At 65.4% G+C, this 17,034-nt stretch carries 18 protein-coding genes; 8 read left to right on the plus strand and 10 right to left on the minus strand.

Annotated elements, in window-relative coordinates; genetic code table 11:
• The first annotated feature begins 6 nt into the window (after positions 1-6).
• The gene (locus ABGN05_RS04745; protein WP_367952825.1) at positions 7-906 is read left to right on the plus strand and encodes an alpha/beta fold hydrolase; all 900 of its coding nucleotides are present in this window, start codon (positions 7-9) and stop codon (positions 904-906) included.
• Here the strand turns inward: ABGN05_RS04745 and ABGN05_RS04750 are convergent.
• The gene (locus tag ABGN05_RS04750; RefSeq protein ID WP_367952826.1) at positions 903-1,280 is read right to left on the minus strand and encodes a TfoX/Sxy family protein; all 378 of its coding nucleotides are present in this window, start codon (positions 1,278-1,280) and stop codon (positions 903-905) included. The two genes, ABGN05_RS04745 and ABGN05_RS04750, sit on opposite strands and share 4 nt — an antisense overlap.
• A 94-nt stretch (positions 1,281-1,374) precedes the next feature.
• On the opposite strand from ABGN05_RS04750, the gene ABGN05_RS04755 reads away from it, so the two are divergent.
• From ABGN05_RS04755 to ttcA, 5 genes are all read left to right on the plus strand, one after another.
• A complete protein-coding gene (locus tag ABGN05_RS04755) occupies positions 1,375-2,220 on the plus strand; it encodes an RNA methyltransferase (RefSeq protein WP_367952827.1) in 846 nt (281 codons plus the stop codon).
• A complete protein-coding gene (murI, locus tag ABGN05_RS04760; RefSeq protein WP_367952828.1) occupies positions 2,213-3,043 on the plus strand; it encodes a glutamate racemase in 831 nt (276 codons plus the stop codon). Before ABGN05_RS04755 ends, murI begins: the two co-directional genes overlap by 8 nt.
• A gap of 156 nt (positions 3,044-3,199) precedes the next feature.
• Positions 3,200-4,516 (plus strand): SH3 domain-containing protein, encoded by a 1,317-nt coding sequence (locus tag ABGN05_RS04765; protein ID WP_367952829.1) that lies wholly within the window; start codon positions 3,200-3,202, stop codon positions 4,514-4,516.
• A gap of 195 nt (positions 4,517-4,711) precedes the next feature.
• Complete coding sequence (gene rpsD, locus ABGN05_RS04770) at positions 4,712-5,329, plus strand: 30S ribosomal protein S4 (RefSeq protein WP_367952830.1); 618 nt, start codon at positions 4,712-4,714, stop codon at positions 5,327-5,329.
• Between the two features lie 103 nt (positions 5,330-5,432).
• A complete protein-coding gene (gene ttcA / locus ABGN05_RS04775) occupies positions 5,433-6,293 on the plus strand; it encodes a tRNA 2-thiocytidine(32) synthetase TtcA (protein ID WP_367952831.1) in 861 nt (286 codons plus the stop codon).
• A 295-nt stretch (positions 6,294-6,588) separates the two neighbouring features.
• On the opposite strand, the gene ABGN05_RS04780 is transcribed toward ttcA, so the two are convergent.
• From ABGN05_RS04780 to ABGN05_RS04800, 5 genes are all read right to left on the minus strand, one after another.
• Complete coding sequence (locus ABGN05_RS04780) at positions 6,589-7,836, minus strand: multidrug effflux MFS transporter (protein ID WP_367952832.1); 1,248 nt, start codon at positions 7,834-7,836, stop codon at positions 6,589-6,591.
• Between the two features lie 107 nt (positions 7,837-7,943).
• Entirely contained in the window at positions 7,944-8,279 is a 336-nt protein-coding gene (gene grxD / locus ABGN05_RS04785; protein WP_072606390.1) for a Grx4 family monothiol glutaredoxin, read from the minus strand.
• Positions 8,280-8,416: 137 nt separating this feature from the next.
• Positions 8,417-8,650: a BolA/IbaG family iron-sulfur metabolism protein gene (locus ABGN05_RS04790; RefSeq protein WP_367952833.1), complete on the minus strand. Its 234-nt coding sequence runs from the start codon at positions 8,648-8,650 to the stop codon at positions 8,417-8,419.
• A 14-nt stretch (positions 8,651-8,664) separates the two neighbouring features.
• Positions 8,665-10,893: a phosphoribosylformylglycinamidine synthase subunit PurL gene (gene purL, locus ABGN05_RS04795; protein WP_367952834.1), complete on the minus strand. Its 2,229-nt coding sequence runs from the start codon at positions 10,891-10,893 to the stop codon at positions 8,665-8,667.
• 109 nt (positions 10,894-11,002) lie between these two features.
• Positions 11,003-12,418: an aminotransferase-like domain-containing protein gene (locus tag ABGN05_RS04800; protein WP_367952835.1), complete on the minus strand. Its 1,416-nt coding sequence runs from the start codon at positions 12,416-12,418 to the stop codon at positions 11,003-11,005.
• Positions 12,419-12,591: 173 nt separating this feature from the next.
• Between ABGN05_RS04800 and ABGN05_RS04805 the strand changes: the two genes are divergently transcribed.
• Positions 12,592-12,744: a DUF1127 domain-containing protein gene (locus tag ABGN05_RS04805; RefSeq protein ID WP_367952836.1), complete on the plus strand. Its 153-nt coding sequence runs from the start codon at positions 12,592-12,594 to the stop codon at positions 12,742-12,744.
• A gap of 36 nt (positions 12,745-12,780) precedes the next feature.
• On the opposite strand, the gene ABGN05_RS04810 is transcribed toward ABGN05_RS04805, so the two are convergent.
• Positions 12,781-13,071: a hypothetical protein gene (locus tag ABGN05_RS04810; RefSeq protein WP_367952837.1), complete on the minus strand. Its 291-nt coding sequence runs from the start codon at positions 13,069-13,071 to the stop codon at positions 12,781-12,783.
• A gap of 486 nt (positions 13,072-13,557) precedes the next feature.
• On the opposite strand from ABGN05_RS04810, the gene ABGN05_RS04815 reads away from it, so the two are divergent.
• Positions 13,558-14,109, plus strand: a complete 552-nt coding sequence (locus ABGN05_RS04815) for a hypothetical protein (protein WP_367952838.1) — start codon at positions 13,558-13,560, stop codon at positions 14,107-14,109.
• A gap of 58 nt (positions 14,110-14,167) precedes the next feature.
• Here the strand turns inward: ABGN05_RS04815 and ABGN05_RS04820 are convergent, their stop codons facing one another.
• The 3 genes from ABGN05_RS04820 to mtnK all read right to left on the minus strand — a co-directional run bounded on the left by ABGN05_RS04820 (position 14,168) and on the right by mtnK (position 16,982).
• Positions 14,168-14,518: a hypothetical protein gene (locus ABGN05_RS04820; protein ID WP_367952839.1), complete on the minus strand. Its 351-nt coding sequence runs from the start codon at positions 14,516-14,518 to the stop codon at positions 14,168-14,170.
• 74 nt (positions 14,519-14,592) lie between these two features.
• On the minus strand, positions 14,593-15,699 hold the full coding sequence (gene mtnA, locus ABGN05_RS04825) for an S-methyl-5-thioribose-1-phosphate isomerase (protein WP_367952840.1): 1,107 nt from the start codon (positions 15,697-15,699) through the stop codon (positions 14,593-14,595).
• Positions 15,696-16,982 (minus strand): S-methyl-5-thioribose kinase, encoded by a 1,287-nt coding sequence (gene mtnK / locus ABGN05_RS04830; RefSeq protein ID WP_367952841.1) that lies wholly within the window; start codon positions 16,980-16,982, stop codon positions 15,696-15,698. The genes mtnA and mtnK overlap by 4 nt, the downstream gene beginning before the upstream one ends.
• Between the last annotated feature and the right edge of the window lie 52 nt (positions 16,983-17,034).

The raw sequence follows: 17,034 nt of genomic DNA on the forward strand, positions 1-17,034 counted from the left end.
CCGACCGTGGCCGACATACAGTTCTTTCGCGTCGACCTCGACGAGATCAGCCTGCATTGCGCTGCGCTGGGGCCTGAGGACGCCCCGCTGGTCATCTGCCTGCACGGGTTTCCCGAGTACTGGGCGGCCTGGCGCGAGGTGGCCGAACGGCTCGCGGGAGACTTCCGCGTCGTCCTGCCGGATCAGCGAGGCTTCAACCTGTCGACCAAACCGCTCGGCGTCGAAGCCTATCGGGCCAGGAACATGGTGCGGGATCTGCATGGGCTGGCCGAGCATTTTTCGCCCGGTCGGCCCTTCATACTTGCCGGACACGACTGGGGCGCCTCGATCGCTTATGCCTTCGCCTTCGCCCATCCCGACAGGCTCACGCACCTGATCATCGCGAACGGCGCACATCCCGTCTGTTTCCAGTGCGCCATCCTCGAGGACGAAGCGCAGCGCCGCGCGAGCCAGTATTTCCATGTCCTGCGCGCGCCGGATGCCGCCGGGCATATGGCGAAGGACGGCTTTGCCCGGACGATGAAGATGATCGCCGGATTCTCCAGGACGGACTGGCTCACGCCCAAGGCCGCCGCGGAGTACCGGGACGCCTGGGCGCAGCCCGGCGCCATGGAGGCCATGCTCCACTGGTACAATTCCTCACCGATCGTAGTGCCGAAGCCGGGAGAAGAAGCGGGCCCGGCGCCGCTGCTTTCGGTCGATCCGGACAAGGTCACCGTGCGAATGCCGCATCTGGTCGTCTGGGGCGACGCGGACGAGGCGCTGACCACCGCCTGCCTCGACGGGCTGGACGTCTTCGCGCCCGCATTGACGATCCGGCACATCCTGGACGCGGGACACTGGATTCTGCACGAGAAGCCGGAAGAGGTCGCCGCAGCGATCAGGACTTTCGTCGCGCGGAGCTAGGCGCTCTTCGCCTTCGCAGCCTTCTTCTTCGCCTTGGGTGCCGGTTTCATCTTCGGAGGGAGCGGACCGACATAGGCCGTCGCCATCGCGATCCAGCGGCGCAGCACCTCGTCGTCCTGCAGGGCGTCCGCCGAAACCACGATGAATCCCGGCATTCCGCGCCCGGTGAAGTCCATCCGCGCCGCGCCGTCCATCGCAAGCGCGTCGGGTTCCCGTTCCACGCCGACCCGTGCCAGGAGGTCCCCGGACTTCATCCTGCCCACCAGCATGTTTCCGTTGAGGGTAAAGCAGAGCCCGCCGAACATGCGGATTTCGCCGACATTGGGATCAGCGGCCAGCACCGAGCGGATGCGCTGCGAAAGTTCGTCCGCCATTTTCTGAAACCCGCTGAAGCTTCAATTTCGCCGCAGAGTATGGCAGTGACGCGGAATTGCCGCAAACGGCACCCCTGCTTGTCAGCGAATGCACATGAACGAATTGTCAAGCGGCAAGCCGCACCACCTCCAGGGTCCTGTCATCATCCTCGTGGAACCGCAGCTTGGGGAGAACATCGGCATGGTGGCGCGCGCCATGGCGAATTTCGGCCTTGCCGAGCTTCGGCTGGTCAGTCCGCGCGACGGCTGGCCGAACGAGAAGGCAAGGGCCGCCGCCAGCCGCGCCGACCACGTCATCGACGCCGTCGCGGTTTTCGAGACGGTGGAACACGCCGTCGCCGACCTTAATTTCGTCTTCGCCACCACCGCCCGCCCGCGCGACAATTTCAAGCCGGTGAAGGGGCCGGTCGAGGCGGGCAGGGTGCTGCGGCACCGCGTCGAGGCGGGGCAGAGGACGGGCATCCTGTTCGGACGCGAGAAGTTCGGCCTGTCGAACGAGGAGGTGTCGCTTGCCGACGAGATCGTCACCTTCCCGGTCAATCCGGCCTTCTCCTCGCTCAACATCGCCCAGGCTGTGCTCCTGATGTCTTACGAGTGGATGAAGTCGGGGCTCGAAACGGAGACGCAGACCGCCTTCGAGGGGCCGGATTTGCGGCCCGCTTCGCGGGAGCACCTCCATTCCTTTCTCTCGCACCTGGAACGCGCGCTCGACGTGCGCGGCTATTTCCGGCCGCCGGAGAAGAAGCCGAAGATGCTCGACAACCTTCGTTCGGTCCTGACGCGTCCCGGTTTCGCCGAGGCCGAGATCAAGGTCCTGCGCGGCGTCCTGTCGTCGCTCGACTATTTTTCCCCGAAGGAACCGCGCGGCGCGGGCTATCCCGAGCGCAAGGCGTGTGCCGATCGCGCGGCATCGGGGCAGGATCGGAGCGGCGATGAGTGAGCGTCCCGTCCTTGTCTTCGATTCGGGCGTCGGCGGCCTCACGGTGCTGCGCGAGGCGCGAGTCCTCATGCCCGACCGCCGCTTCGTCTATGTCGCCGACGATGCCGGCTTTCCCTACGGTGCGTGGGAAGAAGACGCGCTGAGGGCGCGGATCGTGGGCCTGTTTGGAAAACTGGTCGAGGAGCACGATCCCGAGATCGCCGTGATCGCCTGCAACACGGCCTCGACGCTGGTCCTGTCCGACCTGCGCGCGGCCTATCCGGCCACCCCCTTCGTCGGCACGGTGCCGGCGATCAAGCCGGCCGCCGAGCGGACCCGCAGCGGACTGGTGTCCGTGCTCGCCACGCCGGGCACCGTTCGGCGCCAGTACACGCGCGACCTGATCCACGAATGGGCGTCCAAGTGCCACGTGCGCCTCGTGGGCAGCGAAAGGCTGGCTACGCTCGCCGAAACCTACATGCGGGAGGGTTTCGTCGACGAGGCAGCGGTGCGGGCGGAGATCGAGCCCTGTTTCGTCGAGCACGACGGCGCGCGGACAGACATCGTGGTGCTGGCCTGCACGCACTACCCGTTTCTGGTGAACCGGATGCGCAAGACTGCACCCTGGCCGGTCGACTGGCTGGACCCGGCGGAGGCGATCGCACGGCGCGCATTGTCGCTCCTCTCCGGCGACCCGGCGCATGCGGAGGACAGGCCCGACCGCGAACCGGCACCCCATGCCGACATCGCCGTCTTCACCTCGCGATCGCCGGATTTCGCGACGCGGCGCCTGATGCAGGGTTTCGGCCTCGCCACCCGCCTGCCGGAAACGGTCCGGGCGTGAAGGTCGCGGGCTTCCCTGGGATCGCCGTCGGTCCGGGACGATGAGGACGCTCACCTTGAGGTCCGCAGCCTGGAGCCGCGATTGCTGCCCGACCAACCGGTTCAATGACGTTGCATTTGGAGCAGGAAGCTTGGACAGCCATGGGGAAGCGTCCCGATGCCGGCCCGTGCCCCGGGGATCATCGTGATCTCCCTTATTCGGTATGGATGGCGAATCACCCCCCTTTTACACGCAGCAGGCGGTGAGGCGGCTCACGTTCTACCGGGAAATGGGTGGGCATATGCCGGAATCGGAAGTGAATACCGCGTGTCTGACGCCCTATTCCCGATTGCTAACAAATCATTGCCACAATCCGCCCCCAGAAGCGTCCATGCACGGGTTCCGGACCGCAACATCCACGGAACCGCCGGCCGAGAGGTCGGGACAATGAATGATAACGGTGCGGGGGCGCTGTACCCATGGTCGGGAATGACATTGGTTCTGCGTGGAGAAGGGCGTGTGACGGTTCAAATCGATAACGACACCACCAAATCGCGACGGGTCTTCAGGCCGGCTCAGGAAAAGCCGGTGGCGATATTTCTTCCGCAGCATCGGCCAAGCCGGGGCCGCGGTTTCGCTGTTCCGGTCATCTGCGGCTTGATCGGAACTACGGCGGCCCTCGCGGCGACCTTTGCCTATATGATGCCCGGATCGCCGGTCGCGGATGAACCCGCAGTCTCGCTGGTGGTCGCCAAGGCCGACGAACCGACCGCTGCAAACGCGGCCGAGAAAATTGCCGGCGAGGTCTCGGCAGCAACCGCGACGGACAGCGCGGTCGTTTCTACCCCTGCGACAGCAGTCGAAGCCACGCTCGCGACCGTGCCCCGTCCCCAGAAAGCGTCCGTCGAGATCCCGTCCGCGGACGATCCGCGCTGGGCGAAGGCGTCCGCGCCGTCCGGAGCAGCCGCGCTCGCAGCGGTTAAATCCCTGATGAAAGGGGACCGGGCAGAGACGGATGCCGTGCCGCGGTCCGGCTTGCTCGCCTATGCCTCGGCGAATGCCGGCAAGGTGCCCGAACAGGACGCCACCGGAGACGAACAGACCGCGTCGATCGATCCCGCCGCCAGCAAGGTCAAGGCGCCAGAGGATCCGGCTCCCGACATACGACAGTCCCGCGTCAACACCGCCGTCAACATGCGCTCCGGTCCGAGCGACGAAAACCGGGTGATCCTGGTCATTCCGGGCGGAGCCGGTGTCGAACTGCTCGGCTGCGATTCCTGGTGCAAGGTGGTCTATGAAGGCCGCACGGGCTACATCTACAAGAGCTTCGTGGGCGGCAAGAGCAAGCCGCGCGCTTCGGCAAGCCGCAATGTCCAGAAGAAGAAGGCGGACGTGCCGGTCAAGACCGTGTCCGTCGTCTCGACCGTCGAAGAAAGCAAGAAGACGGAACCGTCCTTGCCGAACCCGATGATAAACGCCAATCGCGGTCGTTGACTTCCGCAGTCTGTTGGCCTAGTGAGCCTACCGCACCGGTCCGCGAGGGCCGGTGTAATATTTTGACGTGTCCCGCGGGTCTGTCGCAGCGTGCGATCAGATCCTGTCAGGCTCCGAAAATGGGAGCCAGAGGAGGGCGCGTTTCCTTGGCCCGGACTTCATGGTTCCGGGTGCAATCGCTTGAAAGGGAATGCGATGAGCAAACGCCAGTCTGCAAAATACAAGATCGACCGCCGCCTCGGCGAAAACATCTGGGGACGTCCGAAGTCCCCGGTCAACAAGCGTGAATACGGCCCCGGCCAGCACGGTCAGCGGCGCAAGGGCAAGCTGTCCGATTTCGGCCTGCAGCTCCGCGCCAAGCAGAAGCTGAAGGGTCACTACGGCGACATCTCCGAGAAGCAGTTCCGCAAGACCTACGAGGAGGCCAATCGCCGCCGTGGCGACACGTCGGAGAACCTGATCGCCCTGCTCGAGTCGCGCCTGGATGCGGTGGTCTACCGCGCCAAGTTCGTGCCGACGATCTGGGCGGCCCGCCAGTTCATCAACCACGGCCACGTCAACGTCAACGGCCGCCGCACCAACATCCCTTCCTTCCGGTGCAAGCCGGGCGACGTGATTGAGGTTCGCGAGAAGTCAAAGCAGCTCGTGATCGTGCTCGAATCCGTGCAGCTCGCGGAGCGCGACGTGCCGGACTACATCGAGGCCGATCACACCAAGATGACGGCCAAATATGCGCGCGTCCCCGGCCTCGGCGACGTGCCCTACGCGGTCCAGATGGAACCGAACCTCGTCGTCGAGTTCTACTCGCGCTAGTTTCGGCATCGATCGCCGGTCCGGATCAGGCCGCCGCCGAGGCGGCCTTTTCTTTGCGCGCAGCGTCGGGTAGTCCCGTCGGGACACGTCCGGGAGACAGGCCATGAACATGATCGTCGCGCCGGTGGAGGCCGAAGAGGCCGGATCGCATCCGCTCTTCCGGACGGCGCCGAAAACCGTCGAGTTCAACAAGCTCCGGAAACGCCTGCTGCGCAACGCTCGGCAGGCCATGGACGATTTCGCCATGGTGACGCCGGGCCAGCGCTGGCTTGTCGCGCTTTCGGGCGGCAAGGATTCCTATGGACTTCTCGCGCTGCTTCTCGATCTGAAGTGGCGTGGGATGCTGCCAGTCGAGTTGCTGGCCTGCAATCTCGACCAGGGCCAGCCCAACTTCCCGAAGCACGTGCTGCCAGACTATCTCGCCGCGATCGGCGTACCGCACCGGATCGAGTACCGGGACACCTATTCGGTGGTCACCGACAAGCTGCCGCATGGCAGCACCTATTGCTCGCTCTGCTCGCGGCTGCGCCGCGGGCACCTCTACCGGATCGCCCGGGAGGAGGGATGTTCGGCCCTGGTGCTCGGGCACCATCGCGACGACATCCTGGAGACGTTCTTCATGAACCTCTTCCATGGAGGACGCATGGCGGCCATGCCGCCGAAGCTCATGAACGACGACGGCGACGTGATGGTGCTCAGGCCGTTGGCGTATTGCGACGAAAAGGATCTCGCGCGTTTCGCTGACGCCATGCGCTTCCCGATCATCCCCTGTGATCTCTGCGGCAGCCAGGAAGGTTTGCAGCGCAATGCCATGAAGGCGATGCTGGACGACATCGAGGCCCGGATGCCCGGTCGGCGCGACACGATGATCCGCGCGCTGGCGAACGTGCGACCAAGCCATCTGCTCGACCGCAAGCTCTACGATTTCGCGGGCCTCGCCACCCGGCCCGACGAAACGCCCTGAAGCTTCGTTCTATACGAAAGTTTCTCACCGTAGTGCCCCTCATCCGGCCCTTCGGGCCACCTTCTCCCCGTGAACGGGGAGAAGGGACTCCCGCGATGCTGGCGCCCGACCTATGAACTTCGCGATTGGCGAAGGCCTCGATGAAGCCGTCCCTTCTCCCCGTTCACGGGGAGAAGGTGCCCCGAAAGGGCGGATGAGGGGCCGCGCCGATGGACGAAAAGGACCGCTCGCATCGGGTCTGGTCTCCGCCCATGTCCTTGTACCGGAAACGGTTTCCCACGTTCCGCAGACGCGCCTAGACCGGCGGATTGTGCGGCTCGAAGAGCCTGCCCTTTTCCGCCACCAGGGTCATGACGAGTGCGACCAGCGAAGCGAAGAAGTATCCGCCGGCGAGCGGCACGACCGTGCCGTCGAACCCCTGACCGATCGCCGCTCCGATGACGCCTCCGCCGACAGTCTGGAGGAAGCCCTGCACGGAGGAGGCCGTGCCGGCGACATGGCCGAGCGGCTCCATCGCGAGCGCGTTGAAATTTGACCCGATCCAGCTGAACTGCATCATCGCGATCGAAAACAGCGCCAGGAACAGCCAGAACGGAACCGGGCCCAGCAGGGACAGCACGAAGGCGATCGTGTTGACCGCGACGAAGCCGATCAGCGCGCCGTGCGCCAGCCGCCGCATGCCGATCCTGCCGACGAGGCGCGAGTTGAGGAAGGACGACACGGCCATCATGCCGGCCACGGCGGCGAAGTAGACCGGAAACATCTCGCCCGTCTCGTAGATGCCGATATAGACCTGCTGCGCTGAATTGATGAAGCCGAACAGCGCGCCGAACACCGCCGTCATGGCGACCGTGTAACAGATCGCCACCCGATCGGTAAGCACCATGCGGAAACTCTGGGCAACGCTCGCCAGAGTGAACGGGCGCCGGTTCTCCTCGCGCAAAGTCTCCGGCAGCCGCAACCATGCCCACAGCGTGAAAGCGCCCGAAACCACGCCGATGAAGACGAAGATCATGTGCCATTCCGAGAACAGCATGATGACCTGGCCTATGCCCGGAGCGACGATCGGTATGATCATGAAGACCATGAATACGAGCGACATGACCTCGGCCATGGCACGTCCGCCATAGACGTCGCGCACGATCGAGATTGCAATGACCCGGGTCGCCGCCGCTCCGAGCCCCTGGATGAAGCGCAGGAGCAGGAGCGCCGTGAAGTTCGGCGCGAAGGCGCAGGCGAAGGCGGCGGCGACGTACACGCCAACACCGACGAGCAGCGGTCCTCGCCGGCCGAAGCGGTCCGAGATCGGGCCGAAGAAAAGCTGCATCAGCCCGAATCCGACGACATAGGCTGTGACGACGTATTGCCTGGCATTCTCGTCGTCGACCATCAGGCTGGCGCCGATCTGCTGCAAAGCGACCAGCATCACGTCGATGGCCAGCGCGTTGAGCGCCATCATGGCGGCGGCGAGCGCGATGAACTCCCAGCGCGGGATCGTCAGCAAGGACGCAGCCTTTGCTGGAGCGGGAACCTTCTGGTCCATGGCTAACCACCGGAAAATTGATGACGAAAAAGAAAACGCGCCGACCGGCGGCGCATTTTCATCCAGACGTTACCGGACGTGGTCCGGTAGCTATGCCTTGTTGGAGATCAGGCAGCGCCCTTGACGCTTATGCCCTTCTCGTCGAGGAAGCTCTGCAGTTCCCCGGCCTGGAACATCTCTCGGATGATGTCGCAGCCGCCGACGAACTCGCCCTTCACGTAGAGCTGTGGGATGGTCGGCCAGTTCGAGTATTCCTTGATGCCCTGGCGCAGTTCGTCGGACGTCAGGATGTTCACGCCCTTGTAGTCCACGCCGACGTAATCGAGGATCTGCACGACCTGGCCGGAAAACCCGCACTGCGGAAAGCCCGGGGTGCCCTTCATGAAAAGAACGACGTCGTTGCTCTTCACTTCGTTGTCGATGAACTGGTTGATCGCGCTCATTGCTTGTTCCTCGCTCGTCCGGTTCAAGGCCGGAGACTGGAATGGGGGTGAACCTATAGATAGAAGATAGACGGCGGATTGTCGAGTTCGGCTGCCCGATTGCTGCCATTCCGCGACTGCATGGCGGTCCGTCGCGCTCAGTCCGGCGCGCTGGTCTGCAGCGCCAGCGCATGCAGCACGCCGCCCATGTTGCCCTTGAGCGCCTCGTAGACCATCTGGTGCTGCTGGACGCGGCTCTTGCCGCGAAAGCTCTCGGCCACGACTTCCGCTGCGTAGTGATCGCCGTCGCCTGCAAGGTCGCGGATCGTCACCTTCGCATCCGGGATCGTGTCCTTGATCATCCGTTCGATGTCGTGCGCATTCATGGGCATGGCGAAAACCTCGATCAGTTGCCATCCATGAACAGGGGGAACCACGATTCGTGGACGGCCTTCAATTCTTCGACCGGTATCGCACGCGCCTCGCCGAGCTTCAAGGAAGTCCCTCCCGTGGACCCGATCCACGGCGCGAAGATGCCGAGCCGCTCCTGCTCGGCCCGTAGATCGTCCCATTCGTCGCCGTCGGGATCGATGCCGAGCGTTAGCAGGTAGCGTCCCTGATCCTCGCCGAAGAAGACGGGAATCGGATCGGCGTCGACCAGGCCGGGAATGGTCGCGCCGATGCCCGAGGCCATCGCCATTTCCGCCAGCGCAACGGCCAGGCCGCCGTCGGAAAGGTCGTGCGCGGCGGTCACGATGCCGCGTTCGATGAGTGAGCGGACGTGGTCGCCGACCTTCTTCTCATGCGCGAGGTCGACGGGCGGCGGCGGTCCATCGGCGCGGCCGTGGACGTCGCGCAGGTAGACGGACTGCCCGAGATGCGTTCCCCAGGAGGCAGGCGCGCCGGCAAGCAGGATCATCTGACCCGGCGCAGCGAACCCGATCCGTGCCATCTTCGACCAGTCCGGGAGCAGCCCGACGCCGGCAATTGTCGGCGTCGGCGGGATGCCCGTGCCGCTGGTCTCGTTGTAGAGCGAGACGTTGCCCGACACGATCGGAAAATCGAGGGCGCGGCAGGCATCGCCTATGCCGGCGACCGCGCGCACAAGCTGGCCCATGATCTCGGGCCTTTCGGGATTGCCGAAATTCAGATTGTCGGTCGCGGCCAAGGGCAGGGCGCCGGTCGCCGTCAAGTTGCGCCAGCACTCGGCGACGGCCTGCTTGCCGCCCTCGTAGGGATCGGCCTCGCAGTAGCGGGGGGTCACGTCGGAAGCGAAGGCGAGCGCCTTCGTCGGGTGTCCGTCGACGCGGACCACGCCGGCGTCGCCCCCGGGCAGCTGCAGCGAATTGCCCTGGATCAGCGTGTCGTACTGTTCCCACACCCAGCGGCGGCTCGACAGATCCGGCGAGCCCAGCAGCTTCAGGAGGGAATCGGCGACGTCCGCCTGGGGAATGTCGTCGGCCGCGAGCGGGGCAGGGGCTTGCGGTTTTGCCCACGGGCGGTCGTATTCAGGCGCCTCGTCGCCGAGTTCCTTGATCGGCAGGTCGGCGACCTCGTCGCCCTGGTGGTGGATGCGGAAGCGCAGGTCGTCCGTCGTGCGTCCCACGACCGCGAAGTCCAGCCCCCACTTGCGGAAGATCGCCTTCGCTTCCTCTTCCTTCTCGGGGCGTAGCACCATGAGCATGCGCTCCTGGCTCTCAGACAGCATCATCTCGTAGGCGGACATGCGCTCCTCGCGGACCGGCACCTTGTCGAGTTCGAGCCGGATGCCGAGGTCGCCCTTGGCGCCCATCTCCACGGCCGAGCAAGTCAGGCCCGCGGCGCCCATGTCCTGGATGGCGATGACGGCGCCCGAGGCCATCAGTTCGAGGCAGGCCTCGAGCAGGCATTTTTCCGTGAAGGGGTCTCCCACCTGCACGGTCGGCCGCTTCTCCTCGATGCTGTCGTCGAATTCCGCCGAGGCCATCGTGGCGCCGCCGACGCCGTCCCGCCCCGTCTTGGCGCCTAGATAGACGACCGGTAGCCCCACGCCTTCGGCCTTCGAATAGAAGATCGCGTCCGTCTTCGCGAGGCCGGCGGCGAATGCGTTGACGAGGATGTTGCCGTTGTAGCGCGGATCGAAATTCACCTCGCCGCCGACGGTCGGCACGCCGAAAGAATTGCCGTAGCCGCCGACGCCGGCCACCACGCCAGCCACGAGATGCTTGGTCTTCGGATGATCCGGCGCGCCGAAGCGAAGCGCGTTCATCGCCGCGATCGGCCGCGCGCCCATGGTGAAGACGTCGCGCAGGATGCCCCCGACGCCTGTCGCCGCGCCTTGGTAGGGTTCGATAAAGGAGGGGTGGTTGTGGCTTTCCATCTTGAAGACCACGCAATCGCCGTCGCCGATGTCGACGACGCCGGCATTCTCTCCCGGCCCCTGGATGACGCGCGGGCCGGTTGTGGGAAGCGTGCGCAGCCATTTCTTGGACGATTTGTAGGAGCAGTGCTCGTTCCACATTGCCGAGAATATGCCGAGCTCGGTAAAGGTCGGCTCCCGCCCGATCAGGTCGAGGATGCGCTGGTATTCATCCGGCTTCAGCCCATGCGCGGAGATCAGTTCCGGGGTGATGGGAACGGTGTTGGGGATGTTCATGCGAGCCGTGGACTCCGAAGGCGCGGTGTTGTCGTCCCCATAGCGCAACGCCGGGCGGGATGCACCCGAGCGCTGCCAAAAAGCCACTGAAAATGCGGGGTCGTCCCGATCAGCCGAAGTTGTCGTGGCCCGCGGCGCCGCCTTCAAGCAGGCGGCGGACGGTTCCCAGGCCGAGCCGCACGTCGTCGCGGACCGGGGGACCCGAGAAGGCGATGCGGATGCGATGGAATATCTTGTCCGTGCGGGACGGCTTGAATTCGTCTTCCTCATCGATCAGCACCCCTTCGCTCGCCGCGGCGTTGCGGAAGATGCCGGAAAGCCAGGGCTCCGGGAGCTTCATCCAGAGGAACGGCGCCTGCGAGCCGGAGACGAAATCGAGCCCGGCGAGAAGCTCGCGCGCCATGGCTTCACGGTCGGCGATTTCACGCCGCACCCTGGCGCGGATGGCGTCCGCTTCGCCGGAAAGCACCAGCCGGGCGGCGAGTTCGGCTAGGAGGAACGGCTTGCCGCCGGTGAGCATCCGGTAGGCCGTCTGCACGCGGGCGGCATAGTAGGGCGGGCAGGCGACCCAGCCGGCGCGGATGCCCGCGGCCACGGACTTGGAAAGCCCGCCGACGTGGAACGTGCGCTCCGGGGCAAGGGCGGCGAGCGGTATGGCGCGATCCGCGATCAGCGAACCGTAGACCGCATCCTCGATCAGCCAGACGTTGTATCGCCGCGCGATCTCGACGATCTGCCGCCGCCGCGCTTCCGAGAGAACCCCGAGCGTCGGGTTCTGCATGTCGGGCATCAGGAAGGCCATCTTCGGATGTTGTTGGGCGCACAGATGCTCGAAGTCCTCCGGGCACATGCCCTCGCCATCCATGTCGACCGCGACGGGCCGCCGGCCGATCAGGGCAGCACTGCGCGCCACCGAGGAATAGGTGAGCTGTTCGAAGACGATGCGGTCGCCGGGAGCGGTCACCGCCGCGATCACCGACAGGATCGCGGCGTGAGCTCCCAGCGCGGGCACGATATCGTCCGCCTGAGGCCGCCAATCGTCCGCGGCGAGCCATGCCCTGCCTGCTTCGAGCCACGAGGGCGCGGCGGTGCGGACGTAGTCTAGGCTTTGACGGGACTGCTCGCGCGCGATGCGCGACGTCAGAGCCTCGATGGCAGCGGTCTGACCGACATCCGGCGCGGCGGTCGTATCCAGCCGCAACTGCCCGGGCGGCGAGACGAACGCCCGCGTTCCGCCGAAGAAATCCGGAGCCGGATGCGGGTCGGGCGCCGCGGCGCTCTCGCTGCCCAGCACGAACGTCCCGCGTCCGACCTCCCCGGAGACAAGGCCCTTCTCGCGCACCAGCGCGTAGGCGCGGCCGACCGTGCCGATGGTCACGCCGATGTCGTAGGCCAAGTTGCGCTGGGGCGGGAGCTTCGCGCCGACAGGAAGCGCCCCCGAGGCGATGTCGCTCTCGATCTGGCCGGCGAGCCGCAGATACAGCGGCCCCGCTCCCTCGGTTAGTTTTGGCATCCAATTTGTCATCGTGACAATTCTCTATATTGTATCGAAATGTGAGTCAATACATACACCGGGCGGACAAATGACAGGTACAATCGAGTGAAAGGACAGGTGCAATGAGCACAACAGAAACAGTCCCGGCGCGGCACGGGAGGCTGCAGGCACGGGCAGCGTATACCCGCCCAGGCTTGGGGGGAATGTTGACCTGGACAGTCCGCCGCATCGAGAACGCGTTCGAACGGCGGCGCCAGAGGCGCGACCTGATGGCGCTCACCGACGACCAATTGAAGGACATTGGCATCTCTCGCTCGATGGCGCACAAGGAAGCGTCGCGACCCTTCTGGAAATAGCCCGCCAATCGGCGGCCCCGTCGGACGCCACGCCGTTCACGCCGTCTGCGAGCAGGAATCCGAGCCGCCGATCCACCGCTTGAGATCGGCGGAAATGCGGGGTCCCGCGGGCTGGTCCAGGAGCGGTCCGAACGCGTCCACCCTGGCCGGATCGCCCTCCGCCTGCACGACGAGCATCGGCTTTCCGCCAAAGTTGCTTTTCGGGACAAGAAGGAAGCGCGGTCGGCCCGAAAAGGAGTTCAGTTCGTTGGCGAAGCTGTAGCTGCGGAACGCCGCATCATTGCTGGCAAACCAGCATTTGTGGGCGGTAATCGCGACCTGCTCCATCGCCCGCAACGCCGCGCTCTTGGAAGATGAAGCGACCGCTGCGGGTCCCGCGGGCGCCGACTGACAGGCGGTCAAACCGGCCATGCAAAGCAGCAGGCTGGCGCGGAAGCCTCTGCTTCGGCTCCGAAAACGGCATTCGGACCGCCGCGCACCGATCGTCGAAACATTCATGCCGAACCCGTTCTCCGCCGGTTGTCGGCGCCGGACCGCCAAATGGTATGCCTCCGACCCCATCGCCGCCTCGTTCGCGGCCGTTGTGCGGGCCCAACGCGCTTGCGGCGACGACCGCGAGTCGCTTGTTGATCATAGGCTCAAAGCGGGGTCGCTGCCACTCCACGTCAGCCCGAGCGCCGCAGTTCCCGGATGCGTGCGGACAAAAAAGGCCATCACGCTCCGAGACCAGAACCCGCGGAAATGCTTGCGTTTTGCAGTGCAACATGATTACGGATTCCTGGGGCCGATCAGACATGTGGAGATTCTAACCAGATGTGGATACGGATTGTCGCGCTCGCCGCCTTTCTTTCATTGATACAAACGGCCTCCTTCGCCGAAGACACGACCGAGACGATAGGCGACTGGCTCCTCACCCGGTCGACGGACGAAAACAACCCTATCTCGCTGACGTGCCGCCTGGATTCGGGAAAACGGGGAAGTGAGGCCAGGATGCGTCTGGTCAATCGCCTCGATACGTCCGCCGCCGGTCCCACCCGCGGCAGCGCGTACTTCAATTTCGATCTACCGGAACGCGTCTTCGACAAGCGCCGGAATGTCGACGCCGTCGTCGCGATCCCCGGTCACGGCGAGTGGAAGAGCACTGCGATCTGGATCCCCAGGAAGACGGATGGAAGGCTCGCGCTGGTTGCCGACCCATCCATCGACAGCGTCGTGCAGCCCTTGGCCAAGGGCTCCAAGGTCGAGATCCGGCTTGGGGACAAGGTCTACGCGATCGGGCTGCAAGGATCCTACAAGGCCATGGTGCGCTATGAAGCCTGCCTCGCCGACGTCAGATGGATCAGTTCCGACGCCGTGGCCGACTGAGGCCTTGCTCCGACCAAGCACTGATCTGCACGCGATCGACGCCCGGCCGGAGCAAAGGTCAATCAGCGTCCCTGTAGGCGATGCCGGTGGCCCTGACGCCATGCTTTCCGCGGCAGGGGCCGAAGGTGCCCAGCCTGACGTATTTCAGGCGGTGGATGCCCGTCGCTCCCAGCTTTGCCGCCTCTTCCCGAAGCGCCTGGCGCGCCTCACGTTCCGAGGGATCGCGTCGATCGAAGTATCCTTCCGAGCAGGCGTGTGCGCTCACCCGTCCGAGCATGACCGCGCCGGCCGTCGGTGTCCACGAGGGGTCGACCTCGTCCGGCTGCGTCGGCGGATACACCGACAAGACGCTCGCGGAACTGGCACAGCCGGCCAGGACACAGGCCACGATCAGGCAAAGAAGTCTCATGGGCGGCATAATGGCTTCGATCCCATGGCAGCGCAACCTTCTGACCGCGGAGTTCCGAGACGCAGCGCGTCTGGTCAGGCCGCCATGCCGCTGCGGTCGGGGAAGAGCCGGGCCAATCCCTCGGCGGAAGCATCCGCGACCCCGCGCTCGGTGATCAGGCCGGTGATGAGCCGCGCGGGCGTCACGTCGAAGGCGAAATTGCCGCAGGGCGTCGCCTCGGGCGAAATCCGCACCTGCCGGGTCTTGCCGTCCTCGTCGCGGCCCCAGACCAGCGAGACTTCGTCGCCCGAGCGCTCCTCGATAGGAATTTCCCTGATGCCATCACGGACCGTCCAATCGATGGTCGGGGAGGGCAGGCCGACGTAGAAGGGCACGCCATTGTCCTTCGCCGCGAGCGCCTTCAGGTAGGTGCCGATCTTGTTGCAGACGTCGCCATTGGCCGTCGTGCGGTCGGTGCCGACGATCACCATGTCGACCATGCCGTGCTGCATCAGATGGCCGCCGGCATTGTCGACGATCAGCGTATGCGGAACGCCGTGGCCCGCCATTTCCCACGCGGTCAGGTGCGCACCCTGGTTGCGCGGCCGCGTCTCGTCGACATAGACGTGGATCGGTATCCCGGCTTCCGTCGCGAGATAGATCGGCGCGGTCGCCGTGCCGTAGTCGACGGTGGCGAGCCACCCGGCATTGCAGTGGGTGAGGATGTTGACCGGCTCGCCGGGCTTCTTCTTCGCCGCGATTTTCCGGATGATCTCCAGCCCGTTCCTGCCGATGCCGCGATTCAACTCGACGTCCTCGTCGGCGATCTCGGCGGCGCGGCGATAGGCGGCCTTCGCCCGCTCGGAGACGGGAAGCGGCCGCAGCACGCGGCGCATCTCGTCGAGCGCCCAGCGCAGGTTGATGGCTGTCGGCCGGGTCGCGTGCAAGGTCTCCCACGCCGCGTCGAGCGAGGCGTCGGAGGCGTCCTCGCGCATGCCCAGCGCCACCCCGTAGGCCGCGGTGACGCCGATCAGCGGTGCGCCGCGTACCCACATGTCGCGGATCGCGGTGGCGATGCCGTCGACCGTGCGGACCGTCTCGACGCGGAAGTCGTGTGGTAGCCAGCGCTGGTCGATGATGTCGACCGACCAGCCGTCCTCGTTGACCCAGATCGTGCGGTAGTGCCGGCCCGAGACCTTCATGACACCTTCCCTGCGAGCATCGATTTCCGCGCGCCGTTCAGCGCCGCGGCGAGCGCGTTGATCTCGGCGAGCGACTGGATGTGGCGCCGGTTCACGGCGAGGTGCCGGCCGAACGCCAGCGCCGCGGCCTCGCATTGCGCGCGTGCCGTCTCGTCCGCGATGTCCTCGAAATCGGCATTGTGGGCCAGGCCCAGGATGCGGCGGTGGATTTCGACTCCGGCGAAGCCGAGCATCTCTATCCAGACCTCGTGCAGCAAGTGGCCGAGCGCCTGTTCGGAGGCGAGGTCGTCGCCCTGGTCCTCGTAGAGGCTGCGGTGGTAGAGCATGCCGGTGCGCTCCGTGCGCCACAGATGCGAGAACTCGTCACGGAACACCGACCACGTCTTCTCGACCACCGACAACAGGTACTTCCGCATGGCGTCGCGCGAACCTTCCGTCTCGTGGCCGGCCTGGGAGAAGAACGACATCCAGTAGTTGGCGAGCAGCATGCCGACGTCGAAGGAGATCGGACCGTAGAAGGCGAACTCCGGATCGATGACCTGCGTGTCGCCCTGCGTGACCATCACGGACCCCGTGTGCAGGTCGCCGTGAACCAGCGTCTCGGCCTTGGCGGCGAAGAGGTGCTTCATCTTCTGCGCCTCCACCTTCAGGTCGCGATCGGCGCGAAGCCGGGCCACGACGGGATCGAGGCCCGCTGTGTGGCGGTTCATCGGAGCGTCAAAATAGGGATCCGTGAAGACCAGGTTTTCGGTGATGTCGCAGAGTTCGACATTGTCGGCGAACAGCGCCATGTCCTCCTTGCGCGCCCGCGGCGTCAACGAAAGGTCGGAGCCGCGAAACAGCGTCCGAGCCATGAAGAGCCCGAGATCCTCGGCGATGCGCGGCAGCTGCTCGCCCTTTATCAGTGCGCGGCGCAGGATGATGTGAGGCGACAGGAACTCCATCACCACCAGCGCCTGCGCCTCGTCATGGTAGAAGATCTCCGGCACCATGCCCGGCGCCCGCTGCTGCTGGCGCACCAGCGCATTGTATTCGAAGAAGGAGCGCTTCAGCGGAAGCGGCCAGCTGTCGCCGACGAGGCGGACATAGGGCAGCGCCTGCTTGACCACGACGGTGCCGGTCTCGCCTTCCACGATGAAGACGAGGTTCAGGTTTCCGTCGCCGACCTCGCGGATGTTCCAGGTTTCCGCCGCGCCGCCCACGCGGTCTGCCACCGCCGCGATGCCGCCGAGCCGTCGGCCAAGCGTCTCGACCGATAGCGCCTTGAACGCGATCTCCTGCATTGTGCTCCTCCTCACGTCCCGGACCGCCGCCCGGAGCGTGATCACGCTAGCA

Source organism: Aquibium pacificum, from assembly GCF_040839445.1.
Taxonomy (GTDB): Bacteria; Pseudomonadota; Alphaproteobacteria; order Rhizobiales; family Rhizobiaceae; genus Aquibium; species Aquibium pacificus.